This window comes from Streptomyces griseofuscus (assembly GCF_014673495.1).
GTDB classification, from domain to species: domain Bacteria; phylum Actinomycetota; class Actinomycetes; order Streptomycetales; family Streptomycetaceae; genus Streptomyces; species Streptomyces murinus.
The window spans coordinates 7636221-7656707 of sequence record NZ_CP051006.1 but is presented as its reverse complement, the minus strand read 5'-3'; the positions used below and the strand labels follow the sequence as shown (position 1 = coordinate 7656707).

15 protein-coding genes and 1 pseudogene are annotated in these 20487 nt (G+C 70.6%); 6 read left to right on the top strand and 10 right to left on the bottom strand.

What is annotated here, in order from left to right:
* Window positions 1–137: 137 nt before the first annotated feature.
* Window positions 138–404 (top strand): annotated as a pseudogene (locus HEP81_RS41795) (carbonyl reductase); the annotation flags it as partial.
* Window positions 405–555: 151 nt separating this feature from the next.
* On the opposite strand, the gene HEP81_RS34650 reads toward HEP81_RS41795, so the two are convergent.
* Genes HEP81_RS34650 through dnaK form a run of 8 tightly spaced genes read right to left on the bottom strand, consistent with a single transcriptional unit; the run spans window position 556 to window position 9591 of the window.
* Window positions 556–2370 carry an FAD-dependent oxidoreductase gene (locus tag HEP81_RS34650; RefSeq protein ID WP_037655722.1) on the bottom strand — a complete coding sequence of 605 codons (1815 nt, stop codon included), beginning with the start codon at window positions 2368–2370 and terminating at the stop codon, window positions 556–558.
* Window positions 2370–2633 (bottom strand): UBP-type zinc finger domain-containing protein, encoded by a 264-nt coding sequence (locus HEP81_RS34645; protein WP_037655896.1) that lies wholly within the window; start codon window positions 2631–2633, stop codon window positions 2370–2372. The genes HEP81_RS34650 and HEP81_RS34645 overlap by 1 nt, the downstream gene beginning before the upstream one ends.
* A 5-nt stretch (window positions 2634–2638) precedes the next feature.
* Window positions 2639–3085 (bottom strand): thioredoxin, encoded by a 447-nt coding sequence (trxA, locus tag HEP81_RS34640; RefSeq protein WP_037655724.1) that lies wholly within the window; start codon window positions 3083–3085, stop codon window positions 2639–2641.
* On the bottom strand, window positions 3082–5721 hold the full coding sequence (gene clpB, locus HEP81_RS34635) for an ATP-dependent chaperone ClpB (RefSeq protein ID WP_037655726.1): 2640 nt from the start codon (window positions 5719–5721) through the stop codon (window positions 3082–3084). The genes trxA and clpB overlap by 4 nt, the downstream gene beginning before the upstream one ends.
* Complete coding sequence (locus tag HEP81_RS34630) at window positions 5712–6119, bottom strand: chaperone modulator CbpM (protein WP_037655727.1); 408 nt, start codon at window positions 6117–6119, stop codon at window positions 5712–5714. Before HEP81_RS34630 ends, clpB begins: the two co-directional genes overlap by 10 nt.
* Complete coding sequence (locus HEP81_RS34625; RefSeq protein WP_037655728.1) at window positions 6116–7069, bottom strand: DnaJ C-terminal domain-containing protein; 954 nt, start codon at window positions 7067–7069, stop codon at window positions 6116–6118. Before HEP81_RS34625 ends, HEP81_RS34630 begins: the two co-directional genes overlap by 4 nt.
* 6 nt (window positions 7070–7075) lie before the next feature.
* Window positions 7076–7684: a nucleotide exchange factor GrpE gene (locus tag HEP81_RS34620; protein ID WP_037655729.1), complete on the bottom strand. Its 609-nt coding sequence runs from the start codon at window positions 7682–7684 to the stop codon at window positions 7076–7078.
* Window positions 7685–7692: 8 nt separating this feature from the next.
* Window positions 7693–9591 carry a molecular chaperone DnaK gene (gene dnaK, locus HEP81_RS34615; RefSeq protein WP_037655730.1) on the bottom strand — a complete coding sequence of 633 codons (1899 nt, stop codon included), beginning with the start codon at window positions 9589–9591 and terminating at the stop codon, window positions 7693–7695.
* Window positions 9592–9867: 276 nt separating this feature from the next.
* Here dnaK and HEP81_RS34610 point away from each other — a divergent pair, with 276 nt between their 5' ends.
* Window positions 9868–11649, top strand: coding sequence for a PucR family transcriptional regulator (locus tag HEP81_RS34610; RefSeq protein WP_078967367.1), 1782 nt, complete (start codon window positions 9868–9870; stop codon window positions 11647–11649).
* Window positions 11650–11736: 87 nt separating this feature from the next.
* On the opposite strand, the gene HEP81_RS34605 is transcribed toward HEP81_RS34610, so the two are convergent.
* Entirely contained in the window at window positions 11737–12627 is an 891-nt protein-coding gene (locus tag HEP81_RS34605; protein ID WP_037655732.1) for a LysR family transcriptional regulator, read from the bottom strand.
* A 128-nt stretch (window positions 12628–12755) separates the two neighbouring features.
* Between HEP81_RS34605 and HEP81_RS34600 the strand changes: the two genes are divergently transcribed.
* Together HEP81_RS34600 and HEP81_RS34595 are read left to right on the top strand one after the other, a co-directional pair.
* A complete protein-coding gene (locus tag HEP81_RS34600; protein WP_243279684.1) occupies window positions 12756–14081 on the top strand; it encodes an MFS transporter in 1326 nt (441 codons plus the stop codon).
* Window positions 14082–14183: 102 nt separating this feature from the next.
* Window positions 14184–15029 (top strand): aldo/keto reductase, encoded by an 846-nt coding sequence (locus HEP81_RS34595; protein WP_037655733.1) that lies wholly within the window; start codon window positions 14184–14186, stop codon window positions 15027–15029.
* A 75-nt stretch (window positions 15030–15104) separates the two neighbouring features.
* Here HEP81_RS34595 and uvrA read toward each other — a convergent pair whose 3' ends face one another.
* The gene (gene uvrA, locus HEP81_RS34590; RefSeq protein WP_037655736.1) at window positions 15105–17573 is read right to left on the bottom strand and encodes an excinuclease ABC subunit UvrA; all 2469 of its coding nucleotides are present in this window, start codon (window positions 17571–17573) and stop codon (window positions 15105–15107) included.
* A 195-nt stretch (window positions 17574–17768) separates the two neighbouring features.
* On the opposite strand from uvrA, the gene HEP81_RS34585 reads away from it, so the two are divergent.
* On the top strand, window positions 17769–18890 hold the full coding sequence (locus HEP81_RS34585; RefSeq protein WP_172637033.1) for a hypothetical protein: 1122 nt from the start codon (window positions 17769–17771) through the stop codon (window positions 18888–18890).
* A 299-nt stretch (window positions 18891–19189) separates the two neighbouring features.
* Window positions 19190–20365, top strand: coding sequence for a glutathione-independent formaldehyde dehydrogenase (locus tag HEP81_RS34580; RefSeq protein ID WP_051850154.1), 1176 nt, complete (start codon window positions 19190–19192; stop codon window positions 20363–20365).
* The last annotated feature ends 122 nt before the right edge of the window (window positions 20366–20487 follow it).

Genomic DNA, 20487 nt, shown 5'->3' with positions numbered 1-20487 from the left:
GCGCACATATGTGCCAAGAAAATCGCACATACTGCCCATGCCGCGCCTTGGTTGGGCGCATGGTGTTCCGATTCCCACCGTGACAGGTGTGGACGTTTCCCGAGTCGCCCTTGTCACGGGCACACCCTCGGCCACGCCGCGCCGACCAAGGTGTCGGCGCCGTCCTCGACGTCTCCAACACCGCCACGCACACGGCCCTGCGCCGCTTCGGCCCGGTGCTGCGCCCGGGCAGGAGGCTGCTCGTCGTGGCGAGCAGTCTCGCCACCCTCGGCCGTCCGGACCCACGGCTGCGTCACCTGTTCGACGGCGCGAGCCTCGACCAGATGGAGAGCGCCGTCGAGTACTGGCGCGCCGCCGTCCGCGCCGACACCGCCGAGGACGTGGGCCGGCCGCGCCGGCTGAACGGCGAGTCTGTCCATCAGGACGAACGAGGTGTCGGTGTGAAGGATCCACCTCCGCTGGAGCGCTACTGGGAGAGCGGACGGGCTTACGGCCGGGTCTCGCGTGTGACCGGGCGCTTTGGTGCAGCGCTGGTCACGAGGGGGGCGCCGTTCGTCATGCGAGCCATGCGGACTCCTTGTGGCGTATGCGTGGGGAGACGTCCGAGTGACCCGCGACAGCGGACGTGCCCGTGGTGCCGGGTGCGGCCGCGTGGCCCAGGTGGCGGTGCACGAAGTGGATGGCCATCGCGCCCTCACCGGCCGCGGAGGCCACCCGCTTCACCGAGCCGCTGCGGACGTCCCCTACCGCGAAGACACCGGGCAGGCTCGCCTCCAGGGTCATGCTCGAGCGCCCGCGACCCTGCCACACCTCGGGGTGGCCGCAGGCTTCCTGGGCCTCCGGCCCGGTGAGGACGAAACCCCGCGAGTCGAGGGCGATCATGCCGGCGAGCCACTCGGTGTGAGGGTCGGCTCCGGTGAAGACGAACAGGCTCCGTACCCCGAGCCGGCGGTGCCCGCCCGTGCGGTTGTCGAGCACGTCGAGCTCTTCCAGCACTTCCTGGCCGATGACCTCGGTGACCTCGGTGTGCAGCATGACCTCCACCCGCGGATGGCGCTCGACCTGGTCGACCAGGTAGCGGGACATATGGGCCTCAAGGCTGGCTCCTCGGATCAGCAGGTGCACCTTCGGCGCGTACCCGGCGAGGAACAGCACCGCCTGGCCGGCCGAGTTGCCTCCACCGACGACGGCCACCGGGTCGGTGCGGCACTGCTGGGCCTCGTAGACGGTCGCCGAGTAGTGCACGCTCGTTCCCTCCAGGCGTTCGATGCCGGGTACCTGGAGTCGGCGGTAGCGGGCGCCCATGGCCAGGACGACGGCGCGGGCGGCGATCTCGCTGCCGTCGGCGAACGCCACCACGTAGTGGTCCTCGTCCTTGGGATGGAGAGCGGTCGCCTCCAGCGGAAGGCTGATCCGGGCGCCGAACTTCTCGGCCTGGAGCACGGCGCGTTCGGTGAGTTCGGCGCCGGAGATGCCGGATGGGAAGCCCAGCAGATTCTCGATGCGGGACGACGTGCCGGCCTGGCCGCCGGTGGCCATCGCCTCCACCACGGTGGTGCTCAGGCCCTCGGAGGCGGCGTACACCGCGGCGGCGAGGCCGGCGGGCCCGGAGCCAACGATGAGGACGTCGCCGTGACCGTTTCCGGCGAGCAGTGACGGCAGGCCGATGAGCCGGGCCAGTTCCGCGTTGCTGGGGTTGCGCAACAGGGTGGTGTCCCGCCAGATGACCAGTGGTGTCTCCTCCGGGCCTACGCCGAAGCGGCGCAGCAGTTCCTCGGCCTCCTCGTCGGTCTCCAGGTCGATCCAGCGGTGCGGCAGGCGGTTGCGGACGGCGAACTCGCGCAGCCGTCTGGTGTCGGGCGAGTAGCGCGAGCCGATGACGCGGAAGCCGGCGCCGTGTCCGACGAGCAGCGCGCGACGGCACAGACAGGCGCGCAACACGACGTCCCCGATGGTGGAATCCTGGGACACCAGGTGGCGCAACTGGTCCAAGGAGACGACGAGGACCTCGCCGGGCTCTCTGACGACAGCGGTGTAGAAGGCCACTTGTCCGTACAGCAGGCCGAGTTCGCCGATGAAGCGACCGGGGCCGTGCACGCGCAGTACGTGCTCCTCGGGAGTGCCGTAATCCTCGACGACGGCGACGGTGCCGCTGAGGACGACGAAGACCGTCTCGCAGCGCTCCCCCTCCCGGATCAGCACGTCGTTCGGAGCCACGGTCCGGCGTTGCCCGTGCTCCGCCAGACGTGCCATCTGGTCCTCCGTGAGGCGCGGATACGCGCCGTAGATGTCCGGCGTCTCCCCGAAAGCGGCCTCGTCCGCTTTCACCTGCACCGGTTCTCCACCCGGCGGCGACTGGTGGCCGGACATCAGACGAACGCCTCGTGAACGTAGCACCAGCGCCATTCCTCGCCGGGCTGGAAGGACTGCACGATCGGATGGGCGACGGCAGCCGCGTGCTTGCGCGCGTGCTTGTTCGGCGAGGAGTCGCAGCAGCCTACGTGTCCGCAGGTCAGGCAGAGCCTCAGGTGGACCCACGGGGAGCCGAGTATCAGACACTCCTGACACCCTTCCGGGGTCAGCGGCTGGACCGGCCGGACAAGCGCGAGGTGGGGGTCTGCGTGCAGGGTCATCCGGATCACCCTTTCCGGGCAGTGATCGACTGTTCCACCCACTGGCGCAGAGCGGGAGCGGGCGCCGCCCCCGCCTGCCGGGCGACTGTCTCGCCCCGGTCGAGGATCAGTAGTGTCGGTACGGCCTGGACCTCGAAACGCCGCGACAGCCGCGGGTTCTTGTCGACGTCGACCTTGACGAGTTTGATTCGGCCGGCGAGATCGGTGGCGACCTTCTCCAGTGCGGGGCTGACCATGCGGCAGGGGCCGCACCAGGTGGCCCACAGGTCGACCACGACGGGAACGTCGGCCCGCTCGGCGACCTCGGTGAAGTCGTCGTCGCCCGCGTCCACCATCCACGGTAGGGGCTGCTTGCAGTGGCCGCACCTAGGCCGGCCTTCCGCGGCCGCGGGCACCCGGTTGGTGCGCCCGCAGTGGGGACATCTGACGGTCGTCGTCTGCATCGTGCTCATGCCGCCCGCGCTCCCTTGAGGTCCTCGGGCTGGTCGTAGGTGACCACCAGCTCTCCGTGTTCGGCGTCGACACGGACCGTCGCGCCGTCCTGGACGTCACCGCGCAGCAGGGCGCGCCCGACCATCGTCTCGACCTCGTGGGAGATGTAGCGGCGCAGCGGCCGGGCACCGTACACCGGGTCGTAGCCCTGGTGGGCGATCAACTCCCGGGCTGTTTCGGTGAGTTCCACGCTGATGCGGCGTTCGGCGAGTCGGCGGCGCAGCTCGTCGAACTGCAGCTCCACGATCCGCTCGATCTGCCGCTCACCGAGCGGCTTGAACAGCACGATGTCGTCGACGCGGTTGAGGAACTCCGGGCGGAAGTGCCCGCGCAGCTCGCCCATCACCAAGGCGCGGGCGTCGGGCTTGATCTCGCCCTCTGCGGTGGCGCCGTCGAGGAGGTACTCGGAGCCGATGTTTGAGGTCATGATGATCACGGTGTTGCGGAAGTCGACGGTACGGCCCTGGGAGTCGGTGATGCGGCCGTCGTCGAGGACTTGGAGCAGGGTGTTGAAGACATCGGTGTGCGCCTTCTCGATCTCGTCGAACAGCACCACCGAGTACGGCTTGCGGCGTACCGCCTCGGTGAGCTGACCGCCTTCCTCATAGCCGACGTATCCGGGTGGTGCGCCCATGAGCCGGCTGACGGTGTGCCGCTCCTGGTACTCACTCATATCGAGGCGGACCATGTTCTCCTCGGAGTCGAACAGGGCCGCCGCGAGGGTCTTGGCCAGCTCGGTCTTCCCGACGCCGGTGGGGCCGAGGAAGATGAACGAGCCGATGGGGCGGCGCGGGTCGCGGATGCCGGAGCGGGCGCGGATGATGGCGTCGGCGACGAGTTTGACGGCCTCGTCCTGGCCGATGACGCGCTCGCGCAGGATCTCGTCGAGGCGCAGCAGCTTCTCGCGTTCGCCCTCGTGGAGACGGGCGACGGGGATGCCGGTCCAGGCGGCGACGATCTCGGCGATCTCCTCCTCGGTGACGACCTCGCGCAGCAGCCGGTTCTGCCCCTGCTTTGCGGCCAGTTGCTCCTCCTCGGCCTTCAGTCGGCGCTCCAGGTCCTGGAGGCGGCCGTAGCGGAGTTCGGCGGCGCGGTTGAGGTCGTAGGCGCGTTCGGCCTCCTCCGCCTCGTGACGGACCTGTTCCAGTTCCTGGCGTAGTTCCTGCACCCGGCGGATGGCCTGCCGTTCCGCCTCCCACTGGGCGTGTTTGGCGTCGGCCTCGCCGCGCAGGTCGGCCAGTTCCCTGCGCAGTTCCTCCAGACGGGCTTTGCTGGCGGTGTCGGTCTCCTTGGACAGGGCCGCCTCCTCGATCTCCAGGCGGGTGACACGGCGGGTGATCTCGTCGAGTTCGGCGGGCATCGAGTCGATCTCGGTACGCAGCCGGGCGCACGCCTCGTCGACGAGGTCGATGGCCTTGTCGGGGAGGAACCGGTCGGTGATGTAGCGGTGGCTGAGGGTGGCCGCGGAGACCAGTGCGGTGTCCTGGATCTTCACGCCGTGGAAAACCTCCAGACGTTCGCGCAGTCCGCGCAGGATGGAGATGGTGTCCTCCACGCTCGGCTCGTCGACCAGCACCTGCTGGAAGCGGCGTTCGAGGGCGGCGTCCTTCTCGATGTGCTTGCGGTACTCGTCGAGGGTGGTGGCGCCGATCATGTGCAGTTCACCGCGGGCGAGCATCGGCTTGAGCATGTTGCCCGCGTCCATGGCACCTTCGGCGGCGCCCGCGCCGACGACGGTGTGGAGTTCGTCGACGAAGAGCAGGATGCGCCCCTGGGCGGCCTTCACCTCGGACAGCACGGCCTTGAGGCGTTCCTCGAACTCGCCGCGGTACTTGGCGCCGGCGACCAGAGAGCCCATGTCGAGAGCGAACACCGTCTTGTCGCGCAGGCCCTCGGGGACGTCGCCGCGAACGATGCGCTGGGCCAGGCCCTCGACGATGGCGGTCTTGCCGACGCCGGGATCGCCGATGAGGACGGGGTTGTTCTTGGTCTTGCGGCTGAGGATCTGGGTGACGCGGCGGATCTCCGCATCACGGCCGATGACCGGGTCCAGCCGCCCGGATCGAGCCTCGAGGACCAGGTCGCGGCCGTACTTCTCCAGAGCCTCATAGGCCACTTCGGGGTTGGCGGAGGTGACGCGCTGGTTGCCGCGGACCCGGGTGAGGGCGCTCAGGAACGAATCCCGGGTCACACCGTGCTCCTTGAGCAGGCGTCCGGCGGCGGTCGCCGACCCCTCCTCGGCCAGGGCGAGCAGGAGGTGCTCCACGGACACGTACTCGTCCTTGAGGCGTTTGGCCTCCCGCTCGGCGGCGTCGAGCAGGCGGGACAGGCGCTGAGTGACGAAGACCTGGCCGGGTGCCGCGCCGGGACCGGTGACCTTCGGGCGGCGGGAAAGTTCCTCGCGCACGGCCGCGCGCAGCTCCTTCGGCTCGGTGCCGGCCTGTTGCAGCAACCGCGGGATCAGACCGTTTTCCTGATCGAGAAGCGCGAGCAGCAGATGTTCCCCGTCGACCTCGGTCTGCCCCATGCCGACGGCCGCGCTCTGGGCCTCCTGGAGGGCTTCCTGGGACTTCTGGGTGAGACGGTTCATGTCCATGGGGGTGTTTCACTCCTCGTACCGGCGCGGCGCAGCGCGGCTTCGAGCATGCTGATGCGGTCGAGCAGGTCGAGCACCAGGCCGATGGATGCGTAGTTGAGGCAGAGTCCGGTGCGCAGCCGCTGGACACGGGCCAGAACCGCCGGGGCCGTGGGGTCGAACACCAGCCGCCCGGCGGAGTCGCGTTCGGCGTCGACCAGGCCGAGGGCGACGAACCGGCGGATCAGATCGGGGTGGAGGCCCGAGCGAAGGGCCACGGCGGCCAGGGAGAGCTTGGGGACGGGCACGAGCGCGTACCGGACGGCCGTCGAGGCGGTGATGCCGGCGCCCGTTCGTACCGGACGGGCGCTCACGCCGGCCCGGCCGATGCCTCCAGCTCCCGCGGGTCGGTCGTTCATCGCGTCCTCCTGGGGTCGAACGAGGAAGTGGCGGCGAGCTCCTCGAACAGTTCGCGCTCGCGGTCGCCGAGGGCGGGCGGCACCACGACGCGGAGTTCGGCGTACAGGTCGCCGTTCGCGCCCCGTGGGTTCGGCATGCCCTCACCGCGCAGCCGCAGCCGCCGGCCGCTGGACGAACCCGCGGGCACCGTGACCTTCGCCGTGCCGCCGCCGGGCGTGGGCACCGGCACGGTCGCGCCCAGGGCCGCCTCCCACGGGGCGACCGGGACCTGTACGTGCACGTCACGGCCGTCCAGCCGGAACCGGGGGTGGGGCTGGACACGCACCCGCAGGTACAGGTCGCCCGCGGCCGCGTCACCACTGCCCTTGCCACCCTCACCCGCCAGCCGGATGCGCTGCCCGTCGGTGACGCCCGGCGGCACGTCGACCTCGTATCGGCGCGGCTGCCCGGTGGGGCCGGCGAGTGTGACGGTGCGACGGCCGCCTCGGTACGCCTCCTCGACAGTGAGCGGCAGTTCGGCCTCCTGGTCCGCTCCGGGGACGCCGGCTCGGGCGGCGCCGGCTCCGAACATGGAACCGAGCAGGTCCTCGATGTCGATGCCCTCCGCTCCGAAGCCGTCGCCGAAGCCGGTGGTGTACCGGACGCGAGGGCCGCCCGCGCCTGCGGTCCTGCGACCGCGGAAGCCGCCGCCCGCTCCGGCCGCGACCCGTTCGTCGAAGTCCTCGGGGATCTTGCGGAAGTCCTCGCCGAAGCGGTCGTAGCGGGCGCGGGTCCTGGGATCGGACAGGACGCTGTGCGCCTCGTTGAGGTCCTTGAAGCGTTCCTCCGCCCCGGGATCCTTGTTGACGTCGGGGTGGTACTTACGGGCGAGTTTGCGATATGCCTGCTGGATCTCGTCCTGGCTCGCGGTCCGCGACACGCCCAGCACCTCGTAGAAGTCCCGTGCCATCGCCGGTCACTCCCGCTTGGCGACGGTCACGGCGGCCGGCCTGAGCTGCCGCTCGCCGTCCCCGTAGCCGGGGCGCAGCACCTCGACGACCGTGCCCGGTGGGGCGTCGGGGTCCTGGACGACACCGACCACCTCGTGCCGGGCCGGGTCGAAGGCCACTCCGCTCTCCGCGTGCCGCGGGTAGCCGAGCAGTTCGAGGACGTTCACCGCCTGGTCGCGTACGGCCCGGACGCCCTCCACGATCGCACCCGGATCGGCGCCGGCATGGGTCAGGGCGAGTTCGAGGTTGTCGAGGACGGGCAGGAAGGCGGCGGCCGTCCGGGACCGCTCGACCGCCCGTTCGCGCTCCAGCTCCCTGGCGTGACGCTTGCGAAGGTTGTCGAGGTCGGCGAGCGCGCGCCGCCAGCGGTCCTCCAGTTCCTGGATCGCCGTCGTGTACTCGTCCTCGGCAGGCGCGGGGCCGGCGGCATCGGGCCCCGGTTCGCCGTTCGCCGCTTCGGGCCGGGGCGGGCCCGATGGGGGCAAGTCCCCGCGAGGAGCAGGTCCGGCGCCTTCCGGGACCCGTGCGCCCGAATCCGACGCGGCCCGGTCGGGTTCCTGGGGGTGGGTGGGCATGTCGCGCCTCAGCCCTTGTCGAACTCGGCGTCGATGACATCATCGTCACCGCCACCGTCACTCGTGGGGCCGCCGGTGGCGGCGTCCTCGCCGGGGCCGTCGCCCGTGGCGCCGCCCTGATGGGCCGCCAGCCCGGCGAGCACCTGCTGGAGTTCGGAGGTCAGCGGCCGCACGCGCTCCACGCCCGCCTCCTCCTTGACCGCCGCCCGGGCGTCGGACACGAGCATCTCGGCGCGTGCCTTCTCGTGCGCGGGCGCCGCGTCGCCCAGTTCGGCGAGGCGCTTCTCGACCTGGTACGCGACGGCGTCGAGTTCGTTGCGGGCGTCCACGGCCTCGCGGAGTGCCTGGTCCTGGCCCTGGTTGCGCTCGGCCTCCTGAACCATGCGTTCGACCTCGCCGCGGTCCAGGTTGGAGCTCTCGCTGATGGTGATGCCCTGTTCCTTGCCGGTGTCCCGGTCGCGGGCCTTGACGTTGAGGATGCCGTTGGCGTCGATGTCGAAGGTGACCTCGACCTGTGGTTCGCCCCGCGGCGCCGGTCGGATGTCGGTGAGCTGGAAGCGGCCCAGCACGCGGTTGTCGGCGGCCCGCTCGCGCTCACCCTGGAGGACCACCACATCGACGGCCGGCTGGTTGTCCTCGGCGGTGGAGAAGGTCTCGCTGCGGCGCACGGGAATGGTGGTGTTTCGCTCGATGATCTTCGTCATCACTCCGCCGCGCGTCTCCACGCCAAGCGACAGGGGTGTGACATCGAGCAGCAGGACGTCCTTGACCTCGCCCTTGAGCACCCCGGCCTGGATCGCGGCGCCCAGGGCCACGACCTCGTCGGGGTTGACGCTCATGTTGGGATCCTTGCCGCCGGTCAGCCGGCGGACCAGACTCTGGACGGCGGGGATGCGGGTGGAACCGCCGACGAGAATGACCTCGTCGATGTCGCTCTCGCCGACCTTCGCGTCGGCCATCGCTTGCTGCACCGGTCCGAGGCAACGCTCCACCAGGTCGCCGGTGATCTGCTCGAAAGTGGACCGCATGATCGAGTCCGTGAGGTGCTTGGGGCCCGAGGCGTCGGCGGTGATGAACGGCAGGCTGACCTGCGTCTGCGTCACAGAACTGAGTTCGGTCTTGGCCTTCTCCGCCGCCTCGAACAGCCGTTGCAGCGCCTGCGGGTCCTTGCGCAGGTCGATGCCGTTCTCCTTCTGGAAGTCGTCCGCGAGGTAGTCCACCAGACGCCGGTCGAAGTCGTCGCCGCCCAGGTGGCTGTCCCCGGCGGTGGAGCGCACCTCCACCACGCCGTCGCCGACGTCGAGGATGCTCACGTCGAAGGTGCCGCCGCCCAGGTCGAAGACGAGGACGGTCTCGTGCTCCTTCTTGTCCATGCCGTACGCGAGGGCGGCCGCCGTCGGCTCGTTGATGATCCGCAGCACCTCCAGGCCGGCGATCCGCCCGGCGTCCTTGGTGGCGGTGCGCTGAGCGTCGTTGAAGTAGGCGGGCACCGTGATGACCGCCTCCGTGACCCGCTCCCCCAGCTGCTTGGACGCGTCGTCAGCGAGTTTGCGCAGCACCTGTGCGCTGATCTCCTCAGGCGCGTACAGCTTGTCGCGGACCTTGAAGCGAGCCGCCCCGCCGTCGCCCTCGACGACGTCGTACGCCACCGCCCTGGCCTCGTCGGAGATCTCGTCGAAGTGCCGGCCGATGAACCGCTTGGCCGAGTAGATGGTGCCCTTGGGGTTGAGGATCGCCTGGCGCCTGGCCAGCTGGCCCACCAGACGTTCCCCGGTGTCGGTGAAGGCCACCACGGACGGTGTCGTGCGGTTGCCCTCGCTGTTGGGCACGACGGACGGCTCGCCGCCCTCCCACACGGCGATCACCGAGTTGGTGGTGCCCAGGTCGATGCCCACTGCCTTGGCCATGAGGAACTCCTCCCGGTGCAGCGCCCGCGTCGACTCTCCGGATCACGTTCGTTCAGATGGAGGTGGGACCCCGTCGGTATCCCACCGGTGCGCACGGAGGGTCTCGGGCAATCCCCAGGGTGGCGAACCGGGCGGCTCCGCGCCTGCACCTGGCGAGTCAGGAATGCACGGGTCCGGTCACCCCACGAGTACGAGAGAAAGAACCTCACGTCTCGGGTAGCCGGCCCGGAAGCGGGTACGCGAAGGCCGCTCACCTCCGAAGGACGGAGTGATCCCATGGTCGGCAGTCGGGCGTACAGGCGGTACCACCGCTGCTCCGACCGGAAGGGCAGCCTTCCGCGGAGCAGCGCCCTGCGGCATCCCACGGCCGCGCCCGGGCGGCCCCGTCCGCCCGCTCGCACCCCGGCCGCCCATGCCCTCCACGAACTGGTCGCGCTCTCCCGCGCCCAGTTCGACGCTCCGGACGACGGCGAGATCCTGCGCCTGGCCATGGATCACATAGTCGCCGCGGGGCGCTACAGCGCCGAGGCCGGATACCTCAAGGTGGGCGGGGACCTGGTCCCCAGCCCGCGGAACGGGCGGACGCATGCCTTGGCCATGGGCCGGAGGGTGCGGGAGCTGGCCGGCCAGGACGGCGACGTGACTCTGGCCGGCAGGCCCTGGGGCCGGGCCCTGGGGCTGCGCGGACCTGGGGTGTTCCACGGCTACCTCGTGGTCACGTCCCCCTCCCGGCCCACCAGGGTCGAGCGATCCCTGCTCGCCATGCTCGTCCGGCACACCGCCGCCGCGCTGTCAGCCGCCTCCGCACACCGCCGCCAATGCGAGGACGCGCTGGAACTGCACCGGCTGAGGGAGGAACGCACAGCCCTCCAGCGGCAGCTGATCTCTGTGGTGGCTGAGCTGGGCTACGAGCGAGCCGTCCACGCTCTCATGGCGGACGTCGCGGCCTCGGAGGGCGGCGAGGAAGCCGTCACCCGCGCGCTGCACGGGCTCACCGGACTTCCCGCGCTGGTCGAGGACCGCTTCGGTCGGCTGCGGTCCTGGACCGGCCCCGGCCGCCCCGTTCCCTATCCCGAGCCGGATCCCGTGCGGCAGGAAGACATGCTGCACACCGTCGCCAAAGAGGCCGGGCCGGTGCGGATAAGGGACCGGCTGCTCACCCTCGTCCGCCCGCACGGCGAGATCCTGGGCGTGCTGGCGCTGGTCGATACCCGGGGCGAGGCCGACGAGCACACCGTCCTCGCGCTCGGTCTCGCCGCCACGTCGCTCGCCCGGGAGCTGACGCATCTGCGCGATCTGGCCGAAGTGGAGCTGAGGCTGCACCGCGAGCTGGCCGACGACCTCCTGGCAGGAACGGACGACCCGAGCGCGTACGCCCGGTCAGCGGTAGTCGGACACGACCTGCACGGCAGCCACTACATCGTCGTGGTGCAGTGGACGAACCGCACCGCGGACGATTCCTTCGCACGGACCGTGGGTCGGGCGGCCGCCGCGGTGGGCATGCGCTCGCTGCTGACCCGCCGCTCCGACCAGGTCGTCCTCATCACCGGCGACAGGCCGCACGCCCGCGCGTTGTACGAGGCGCTCGCCCGGGAGAACGGGACACGGTCCGGGACGATCGGGGTGAGCGCCCCCTGCGACTCCGTGGACGACATCCCCCACCACTACCAGGAGGCGCGGCGCGCTCTGGACGTGCGCCGCCACTCCCCCGAGCACTACGGCACGTCGTTCTTCGACGAGCTCGGTCTCTACCGCGTCCTGGGGCCCGGCAGCGGTCACCGGGAACTGGAGACGTTCGTCCAGGAGTGGCTCGGGGAGCTCATCGACTACGACTCCCGGCACCACGCGACCATGGTGGAGACCCTGACCCGGTACTTCGACTGCGGCGGCAACTACGACGAGACCGCGGAATCCCTCGCGATCCACCGCAGCACGGTGCGCTATCGGCTCCAGCGCATCCGCGACATCAGCGGCCACGACCTCGCGAACGTCGAGGACCGGCTGAACCTCCAGGTGGCGACCCGAGTGTGGAAGATCGTGCTGGGCGGACCCGGCTGATGCCTCACTGAGACGCAGACGGGGCCTTGGCGCATCCGACGCCGCCCGCGTGGCCGGAACGGGGCGAACGCGGGGGGGGGCCGGACGTCACAGGGCGAGGACGTGGAGGTCGACCAGGTCGAGCAGCGCCCGCAGAGCCGAGCTGGGCCGCCGGGTCGACGAGGTGCCGAGATGCATGCTCCAACGGAGCGCGGCGTCGTCGACGTCCAGGACGTGCAGGCCGGGGGTGCGGGCAACGGCGAACGCGGGCAGGAAGGCGATGCCGAGACCGTGCCGGACCAGTGCCGCCCCCATGTCGATGTCGGGCACTTCCAGTGCCACCCGGCGTACGACGCCCGCCGCCGCGAACGCCCGGTCGACCACCTCGCGGTTGCCGTAGCCCGGCGGGAAGTCCACGAAGGGCTCCCCCGCGAGGTCCGCAAGTGCCACCTTTCCCTGTCGGGCGAGCGGATGGGTGGCGCTCACCACCAGAACGAGCGGCACGGTGGTCAGCTCCCGTGCCTCGATCCCGGCGGGCTTGCGGTCGGGCAGCGACAGGAAAGCCACGTCAAGGTCCCCGCTGAGCAGCGCGTGCGCCAGTCCCGCGGAGCCGGTCGTCGCCAGCCGCAGCCGGACGTCGATCGCAGGGTGCCGCGCGTGCAGTTGTCCGAGGAGCGCGGGCAGGTCCACCACCTCGACCGAGGCCATGGCGCCCACGTTCACCGTGCCGCGCAGCGTGTCCTGTGCGGCACGCACGACGTCCTGGGCGGCCTGGGCGGCGTTCAAGGTGGCCCGAGCCTCCGGCAGCAGCGCGGCGCCCGCCCCGGTGAGCCGGACCTGCTGGGAGGTGCGCTCGAACAGCGCGCAGCCGAGCTCGCGCTCCAGCGAGCGGATCGCGGCGGACACCCCTGACTGCACCACGTGCAGCCGACGGGCGGCACGCGTGAAACTCAGCTCCTCGGCGACCGCGATGAAGTGCTCCAGCTGACGTAGCTCCACAGGGGAAGTATCACTCGCATTGCTCGAACCCAGCAAAAACATTCGTTGGCATTGATCATGCCTGGTGAGGAGGATGGAGAACGTCATCCATTTCCGCCCGAGGAGGGGTACCCCTGCCTGCCGTACCGATGCCGCTGAGCCGTCCCACAACCGACGCTCCCGGCGACCCGACCCACCGGATCCCAGCACCCGCTCCCGCCGACCTGCCACCCCGCGCCCCCGCCGGGCGCCGTGCCTCGCACGCGACCGGCTTCTGGTTCGTGGCGGTGGCCTTCGCCGTGCTCATGGCCTTCGGCACCGCGCCGACCCCGCTGTGGCCGCTGTACGAGGCCCGGGACCACTTCGGCGCGACCACGGTCACGGTGGCGTACGCCTCGATGGTCGTGGGCGCGGCGGCCGCCTTCCTCGGACTGGGCCACCTGTCGGACCGGTTCGGCCGGCGACGCATCATCGTCCCGGCGCTGCTGGTCGGCATCGTCGCGTCGGTCGTACTGATCGTGTGGCAGGACCTGCCGGGGCTGATCGCGGGCAGGATCCTGAACGGTGTGGGACTGGGGCTGATGGCCTCGACCGCGACGACGTACCTGCACGACCTGTACCAGGAGGCCCGTCCGGAACGGACGGGTTCGGCACTGCCCGGCATCGTGGCCACCGCCGCCAACCTCGGCGGCCTGGCCTCAGGGCCCCTGGTCGCCGCAGTCGCCGCCGAGTGGCTTCCCACGCCCCTGATCACCACTCAGGCGATCTTCACGCTCGCCATGGCGGTGTGCCTGACGCTGGTGCTGTGCACCCCGGAGACCGTGGACCTGGAATTGCCCGCGGCTCAACCGCCCAGCAGGTTCGTCCTGCGCCCCGGCGGCCGGCGGGCGTTCGGCGCGGCCGGCGCACTGGGCGCCTTCGCCTTCGCGATCCTCGGCTTGATCTCCTCCCTCGGGGCGAGGGTGCTCCACGGCACCCTGCACACCGACTCGCACCTCGTGGTCGGTCTGGCGGCCTTCCTCATGTTCGGTTCTGCGGCGGCCGCCCAGCTGGTGCTGGGCCGCCTCCGGCTGCCCCGGCTCCTGACCGTGGGAGCAGTGGCCTTCCCGGTCGGCCTGGTCCTGTGCGCCGTCGCCCTCTACCACCCGGCGCTCTGGCTCTACCTGGTCGCCGTGTCCCTGTCGGGAGCCGGCTCCGGGCTGCTGTTCAAGGGAGGCGTCGAACGTGCCGTTTCCGTGGCCGAACCCGCCTCACGCGCGGGGGTCCTCGCCGTGTTCTTCGTCGTCGCGTACCTGGGAATGGGTCTGCCCTCGGTGCTGTTCAGCATCGCCCTGCGGCACTTCGCCGTGCAGACCGCGATGATCGGCTTCGCGGCGGTCCTCTCCTGCGGCGCCGTTGTGTCGGTCGCCGTCGCGTTGCGCGACCGCGCGGCCGGTCCCGGCAAGTCCTCGGCGCGGTCCGCTCGCCCCTCCTGACCTCCCCGCGGCGCATGCGGCACCGGTTGTCTGGGAGGCACGGGCCTGGGCACCCGGTGCGGGCACGCGTGACGCGGATCCGCGTCGGACGGGAGGCCCGAAATGTCCGCTGAATCGGCCAGAACGATCGCGCTCCGCTCCGGTGAGGAGATCGCGGCGCTCGGGCAGGGCACCTGGTACCTGGGCGAGGACCCGGCGCGGCGTGAACGGGAGATCGCCGCGCTGCGGCTGGGTGTGGACCTGGGCATGACCGTCGTCGACACGGCGGAGATGTACGGCGACGGCGCGGCCGAGGAACTCATCGGGGAGGCCCTCCGGGGACGCCGGGAAGAGGTCTTCCTCGTCAGCAAGGTGCTGCCCGGCCACGCCGACCGGGAAGGCACCGTCGCCGCCTGCGAGGGCAGCCTGCGGCGGCTCCGCACGGAACGGCTGGACCTCTACCTGCTGCACTGGCGGGGACGGTGGCCTCTTGAGGAGACCCTCGCGGGATTCGCCGACCTGATGGAGGCGGACAAGATCCGTTACTGGGGCGTGAGCAATCTGGACGTCACCGACATGGCCGAACTGACCGCCCTCCCCGGTGGCGACGCCGCGGCCGTCGACCAGGTGCTGTACAACCTCTCCCGGCGCGGCATCGAGTGGGATCTTCTCCCCTGGTGCCGCGAGGCCGGAGTGACGGTCATGGCCTACTCCCCGATCGAGCAGGGGCGGCTGTTGAAGGGCGGTGCTCTGGGTGCCGTGGCGCGGGCCCTCGGAGCCACGCCGGCCCAGGTGGCACTCGCCTGGGTGCTGGAACAGGGGGTGGCCGCGATCCCGCGTTCCGGATCACCCGGCCACGTTCGGGAGAACCGCGGCGCGCTGGACCTCCACCTTCCGACCGAGGCGCTCGACGCTCTCGGCGAGGCGTTCTCACCGCCCGACGGGCCCACGCCCCTGGAGATGCTCTGAAGGAGTCCGGCAGGGTGGCGCGCATCCCCGCGCCCCGAAGCCGGCTGACCGGTTACCCAGCCTCTCGCGCTGTCGTCAGGAGCGGGCGAGCCGGGCCGCGAGATAGGGCGCGGTGGCGCTTCGGCGGGCCCTCGCCACCTTGGCCGGCGGGCCCTTCGCGACCACCCGCCCGCCCGCGTCGCCGCCGCCAGGACCGAGGTCGATGACCCAGTCGGCGGTGGCGATCGTGTCCAGGTCGTGCTCGACGAGGACCACCGTGTTACCGGCGTCGACGAGCCGGTGCAGCTGCCGCAGCAGCAGCGCGATGTCCGAGGGGTGCAGCCCCGCCGTCGGCTCGTCAAGCAGGTAGAGCGCGTGCCCGCGCCGGGCTCGCTGGAGTTCGGTGGCCAGTTTGATGCGTTGCGCCTCACCCCCGCTGAGCTCCGTGGCGGGCTGACCCAGCCGCAGGTACCCCAGTCCCACCTCGCGCAACGTCTCCAGACTGCGGGAGGCGGCGGGGACGGCGGACAGGAACTTCGCGGCGGCGTCGACGGACAGCGCCAGTACGTCCGCGATGTTCTTGCCGCGGTAGGTGACTTCCAGCGTTTCGGCGTTGTACCGGGCGCCTTCGCAGGTCGGGCACGGCGCATAGGTGCCGGGCAGGAACAGCAGTTCCACCGCGACGAATCCTTCGCCCTGGCAGGTCTCGCACCGCCCTTCGGGCACGTTGAAGGAGAACCGTCCAGCCGAGTAGCCCCGCGCTCTGGCTTCGTCCGTCGCGGCATACAGCTTGCGCACCGCGTCGAACATCCCGGTGTACGTGGCCAGGTTGGACCGGGGCGTTCGGCCGATGGGCCGTTGGTCGACCCGCACCAGCCGGTCGAACGACTCGACCCCCGACGCGTCCCGGACGTCGACCTCCAACCGCGCCTCGTCGGGCTCCTCGGGTACGAGTCCGAGGTGGCCGCGGACGACCTCGGCGAGCACCTGCGTCACCAGCGTCGACTTCCCGGAACCGGACACGCCCGTCACCGCCGTCAGTACGCACAGCGGTACGTCGACGGACACGTCGTGCAGGTTGTGGCGGGAGACTCCGCGCAGGTGCAGCCAGCCGTGCGGGGTGCGCGGGCGGTGATCGAGCGGCTGGGCCCGCCCGAACAGGTACTGGCTCGTGGCCGACTCCCCGACCCGCTCGAGACCGGCGACCGGGCCGCTGTACAGCACGCGTCCGCCGCCCTCGCCCGCACCGGGGCCGATGTCGACCACCCAGTCCGCCCGCCGTACGACGTCCATGTCGTGCTCCACGACGAACAGCGAGTTGCCCGCCGCCTTGAGGCGGTCCAGCACCTCCAGCAGTGGTTCCGCGTCAGCCGGGTGCAGGCCCGCGGAGGGTTCGTCGAGTACGTAGACGACGCCGAACAGCCCCGAGCGCAGCTGGGTGGCGATCCGCAGGCGCTGCGCCTCGCCGGGCGACAGGGTCGTCGAGCGGCGCCCCAGGCTGAGATATCCGAGGCCCAGGTCGAGCAGTACGTCGATCCGCGCGACCAGATCGCCGCAGATCCGGACCGCGACCTCGGTCGTCTCGCCGGATCGTGCGGTCGACGTGGTGGCGTCGGCCTCGGACCGCCCCGCGACGGGCCGCAGCAGCGCCACGACCTCGGTGAGCGGCATCGTGTTGATCTCGGCGATGGAACGTCCGGCGAAGGTCACGGCGAGCGCCTCGGGCCGCAGCCCGCTGCCGTGGCAGGCGGGGCAGGGCACACTCCTGACGAACCGGAGCGCCCGCTCGCGCATCTTCTCGCTCTTGGAGTCGGCGAGGACGTGCATGACGTGCTTGCGGGCGCTCCAGAACTTGCCCTGGTAGCCGTAGTCGACGCGGTCCTCCTCCGGTTCGATGTACACGGAGGGCTGCTCGTCCGTGTACAGCAGCCAGTCCCGGTCCTTTTTCCTGAGCCTGCGCCACGGTCGGTCGATGTCGATCCCCAGGCCGCTCACGACACTGCGCAGGTTGGCGCCCTGCCAGGCGCCCGGCCATGCGGCGATCGCCCCCTCGCGGATGCTCAGCGCGGGGTCCGGGACGAGCAGGTCCTCGGCGACGTCGTGCACGACCCCCAGTCCGTGACACTCCGGGCAGGCGCCGGCCGCGGTGTTGGGTGAGAACGACTCGGCTTCCAGCCGTGCGGCCCGGGGCGGATAGGTGCCTGCGCGGGAGTACAGGATGCGCAGCAGATTGGACAGCGTGGTGAGGGTGCCGACCGTCGAGCGCGAGCTGGGCGACCCGCGTCGCTGTTGCAGGGCCACGGCCGGTGGCAGCCCCGTGATTTCCTGCACGTGCGGTGCGCCGACCTGTTGCAACAGCCTTCGGGCGTACGGTGCCACGGACTCGAAGTAACGTCGTTGGGCCTCCGCGTAGAGCGTGCCGAACGCGAGCGAGGACTTGCCCGAACCGGACACGCCGGTGAAGGCGACCATCGCGTCCCGCGGAACGTCGACATCGATGTTCCGCAGGTTGTTCTCACCGGCGCCCCGGACATGCACGAAGGGGTCGGTCGCGTCCTCGTTCACCGTTCCTGATTACCTGATCGCGCCGCGAACCGCGCGACAGACGCCGTCACGATCGTTCGGCACGGGGAGCGCGAGGAGATCTGACCGTACCGCCCGCGCCTGCCGGCGGGGGCCAGCGTGTCACGCGGCGTCGACGCCACGGCGGGGGCATCCTGTGGGCACTCGCGATCGCGGGGCAGCCGACGAGAGGGAGTCATGCGGGTGTCCTCTCAGGACGTTACGGTCGTGGCTCTCCTTGCCGATCCGGATGCGCCGACGGAGATCGCGCGGCGCATGACCCAGATGCTTCCTGGTCGGCTGGCCGACAGGTCGGGCCAGGGACGCCGGTTCGATGTCGAGGTGGTCAGTGAGCCATTCACCGCGGAGGCCGAGGACCCGTCCACCTTGATGCGCCGGATCATGGACCGCGGAAGTTCGGAGAGGTGGGACATCGTCGTGGCTCTCACCGACCTTCCGCTGCACTCGCATGGGCGCAAGCTCGCGGTGGATCTGAGTCACGAACACGGCCTGGCGCTGCTGTCTCTTCCCAGCCTGGGGGGCTTCCGGCTCCAGACAAGGGCCCGGCAGGCCGTGGAAGAAGCCGTGCTCAGCTTGGCGGGTCCGCGGGCCACCGGGCCTGAGGGGCCGCCGGGAAGTCACCCGCTGCGGGGGCCCTTTGTCAGTCGTCTCGCGCCCATCCATCCGGGCCAGGTCGGTGAGGAGGAGATCGCCGACCTGCGGTACGTCGTCACTGGGCCGCGCGGTTACTTGAGGGTGCTCCTCGGTATGGTCCGCGCCAACCGGCCGTGGCGTTTGGTGCCGGGCTTGTCGAAAGCCCTGGCGGCCGCACTCGCCACGGGAGCGGTCGCCACCGTGAACTCCACCATCTGGAGCCTGGCCACCTCCCTGAGCACGCCACGCCTGGTGATCGCCACGGTCGGATCTGTCGCGCTGATGATCGGCTGGCTGATCGTGGACGCGAACCTGTGGCATCGAACGGATGAGGTTTCGCCGGAGGCGCGGAAGAGGGCGGCACTCTACAACGCCTCGACGGTCGTGACCCTGGGCATCGGGGTGCTCGTCTGCTACGCGGGTTTGGTGGCCATCAACCTGGTGTGGGCGCTGTTCATCCTCAACGACCGGCTGTTCGCTTCCACGACACGGACTCCGCTGCACGGCACGGAGTACTGGACGCTGTCCTGGTTCGTCGCTTCGGTCGCCACGGTGGGCGGCGCGCTGGGATCGGGCCTGGAGAGCGACGAGGCGATCCGGGCAGCGGCCTACTCCAAGCGCGAGCAGGAGCGTCGCAGCCTGTTGCAGGACGACCGCGGTGACTAGTTGATGACCCGGGTCCAAGATGTGCCGTCGGTTCGTGGTCGTCCGGGTCCGGAGATTGCGCTGATCGGTCGGTGCGTGGTTGTTTCGCCCCGGGGACCGACGGGGACCCGTGCACGGCATGCCGCCGGAGCGGCGAAGCTCCGCCTGGCGGGGCCGGCGGCGAAACGACCGTTCCATCTGATCCAGGTGAACGGCCCCACAGGCGTGCCGGAGCCCAGGGCCCCGCCGCAGCACTTCCGAGAGTCAGGCTCTCTGCGCCTTCCCATCACCGCCGTACCGCGACATCGAGGGAAGCCATCATGAAAGCAGCGGTATACGAAGGTCCGCGAACGGTCACAGTGAAGGACGTACCGGACGCGAAGATCGAACACCCCTGCGACATCATCGTCAAGATCACCGCCACCAACATCTGCGGTTCGGACCTGCACATGTACGAGGGCCGCACCTCGTTCGAGTCCGGCCGCACCCTGGGACACGAGAACATGGGCCAGGTCGTGGAGGTCGGCTCGGCCGTCCGCAAGGTCCAGGTGGGCGAGTACGTGGTCCTGCCCTTCAACATCGCCTGTGGCTTCTGCAAGCAGTGCGAGCGGGGTCTGACCAACTACTGCCTGACCATGCAGCCGGAACCGGCCCTTGCGGGGGCCGCCTACGGATTCGCCGACATGGGCCCCTACCAGGGCGGCCAGGCGGAGCTGCTGCGCGTGCCCTACGGCGACTTCAACGCGCTGCGTCTGGGCGAGGATGCCGCCGAGCGGCAGACCGACTACGTGATGCTCGCCGACATCTTCCCGACCGGGTACCACGCCACCGAGATGGCCCACGTCAAGCCGGGTGACCAGACGATCGTCTTCGGGGCCGGTCCCGTCGGACTGATGGCGACCTACTCCGCCCTTCTCAAGGGCGCCGGGCGCGTCTGGACGGCCGACCACCATCCCGACCGGCTGCGCAAGGCGGAGGAGATCGGGGCCATCCCGATCAACACCGCCGAGCAGAACCCGGCGGAGGTCGTCAAGGAGGCCACCCTCGGTCTGGGTGCCGACAACGGCTGCGAATGCGTCGGCTACCAGGCGCACGACCCCCAGGGACACGAGGACGCCAGCCTCACGCTCAACGAACTGATCGACTCGGTCAGGTTCACGGGCGACATCGGCGTGGTGGGCGTGTTCCTGCCCCAGGACCCCGGCGGCGCCGAGGCCCAGGGCGAGCTGGAAGCGCAGGGCAAGGTCCCGATCGACTTCGGCATGATGTGGTTCAAGGGCCAGCACATGGGGACCGGGCAGGCGCCGGTGAAGAGGTACAACCGCGCGCTGCGGGATCTGATCGCCGGCGGGAAGGCCGAGCCGGGTTTCGTCGTCTCCCACGAACTCGGCCTGGACGAGGCCCCCACCGCCTACGAGCACTTCGACGCCCGTGACGACGGCTGGACCAAGGTGGTCCTGCATCCTGACGGACACGGCAACGGCCATAAGCGGTAAGAGACCCAGGGCCGCGCTCCGGCCCGGAACACGGACGGCGGACGCTCAGCGGTGTCCGCGGTGGCCGCACCCCCTCCAGCGGCTGCGGCCACCAGCCGGCCGGCAGGCCGTATGGGAGGCTT

Excerpts from the sequence above, each read along its gene's own strand:
- HEP81_RS34595 (WP_037655733.1), top strand. The coding sequence starts at position 14,184 with ATGTCCGCTGAATCGGCCAGAACGATCGCGCTCCGCTCCGGTGAGGAG.
- HEP81_RS34600 (WP_243279684.1), top strand. The coding sequence starts at position 12,756 with ATGCCGCTGAGCCGTCCCACAACCGACGCTCCCGGCGACCCGACCCAC.
- HEP81_RS34630 (WP_037655727.1), bottom strand. The coding sequence starts at position 6,119 with ATGAACGACCGACCCGCGGGAGCTGGAGGCATCGGCCGGGCCGGCGTG.
- HEP81_RS34625 (WP_037655728.1), bottom strand. The coding sequence starts at position 7,069 with ATGGCACGGGACTTCTACGAGGTGCTGGGCGTGTCGCGGACCGCGAGC.
- HEP81_RS34650 (WP_037655722.1), bottom strand. The coding sequence starts at position 2,370 with ATGTCCGGCCACCAGTCGCCGCCGGGTGGAGAACCGGTGCAGGTGAAA.
- HEP81_RS34645 (WP_037655896.1), bottom strand. The coding sequence starts at position 2,633 with ATGACCCTGCACGCAGACCCCCACCTCGCGCTTGTCCGGCCGGTCCAG.
- HEP81_RS34580 (WP_051850154.1), top strand. The coding sequence starts at position 19,190 with ATGAAAGCAGCGGTATACGAAGGTCCGCGAACGGTCACAGTGAAGGAC.
- HEP81_RS34620 (WP_037655729.1), bottom strand. The coding sequence starts at position 7,684 with ATGCCCACCCACCCCCAGGAACCCGACCGGGCCGCGTCGGATTCGGGC.
- trxA (WP_037655724.1), bottom strand. The coding sequence starts at position 3,085 with ATGAGCACGATGCAGACGACGACCGTCAGATGTCCCCACTGCGGGCGC.
- HEP81_RS34610 (WP_078967367.1), top strand. The coding sequence starts at position 9,868 with ATGGTCGGCAGTCGGGCGTACAGGCGGTACCACCGCTGCTCCGACCGG.
- clpB (WP_037655726.1), bottom strand. The coding sequence starts at position 5,721 with ATGGACATGAACCGTCTCACCCAGAAGTCCCAGGAAGCCCTCCAGGAG.
- dnaK (WP_037655730.1), bottom strand. The coding sequence starts at position 9,591 with ATGGCCAAGGCAGTGGGCATCGACCTGGGCACCACCAACTCGGTGATC.
- HEP81_RS34585 (WP_172637033.1), top strand. The coding sequence starts at position 17,769 with ATGCGGGTGTCCTCTCAGGACGTTACGGTCGTGGCTCTCCTTGCCGAT.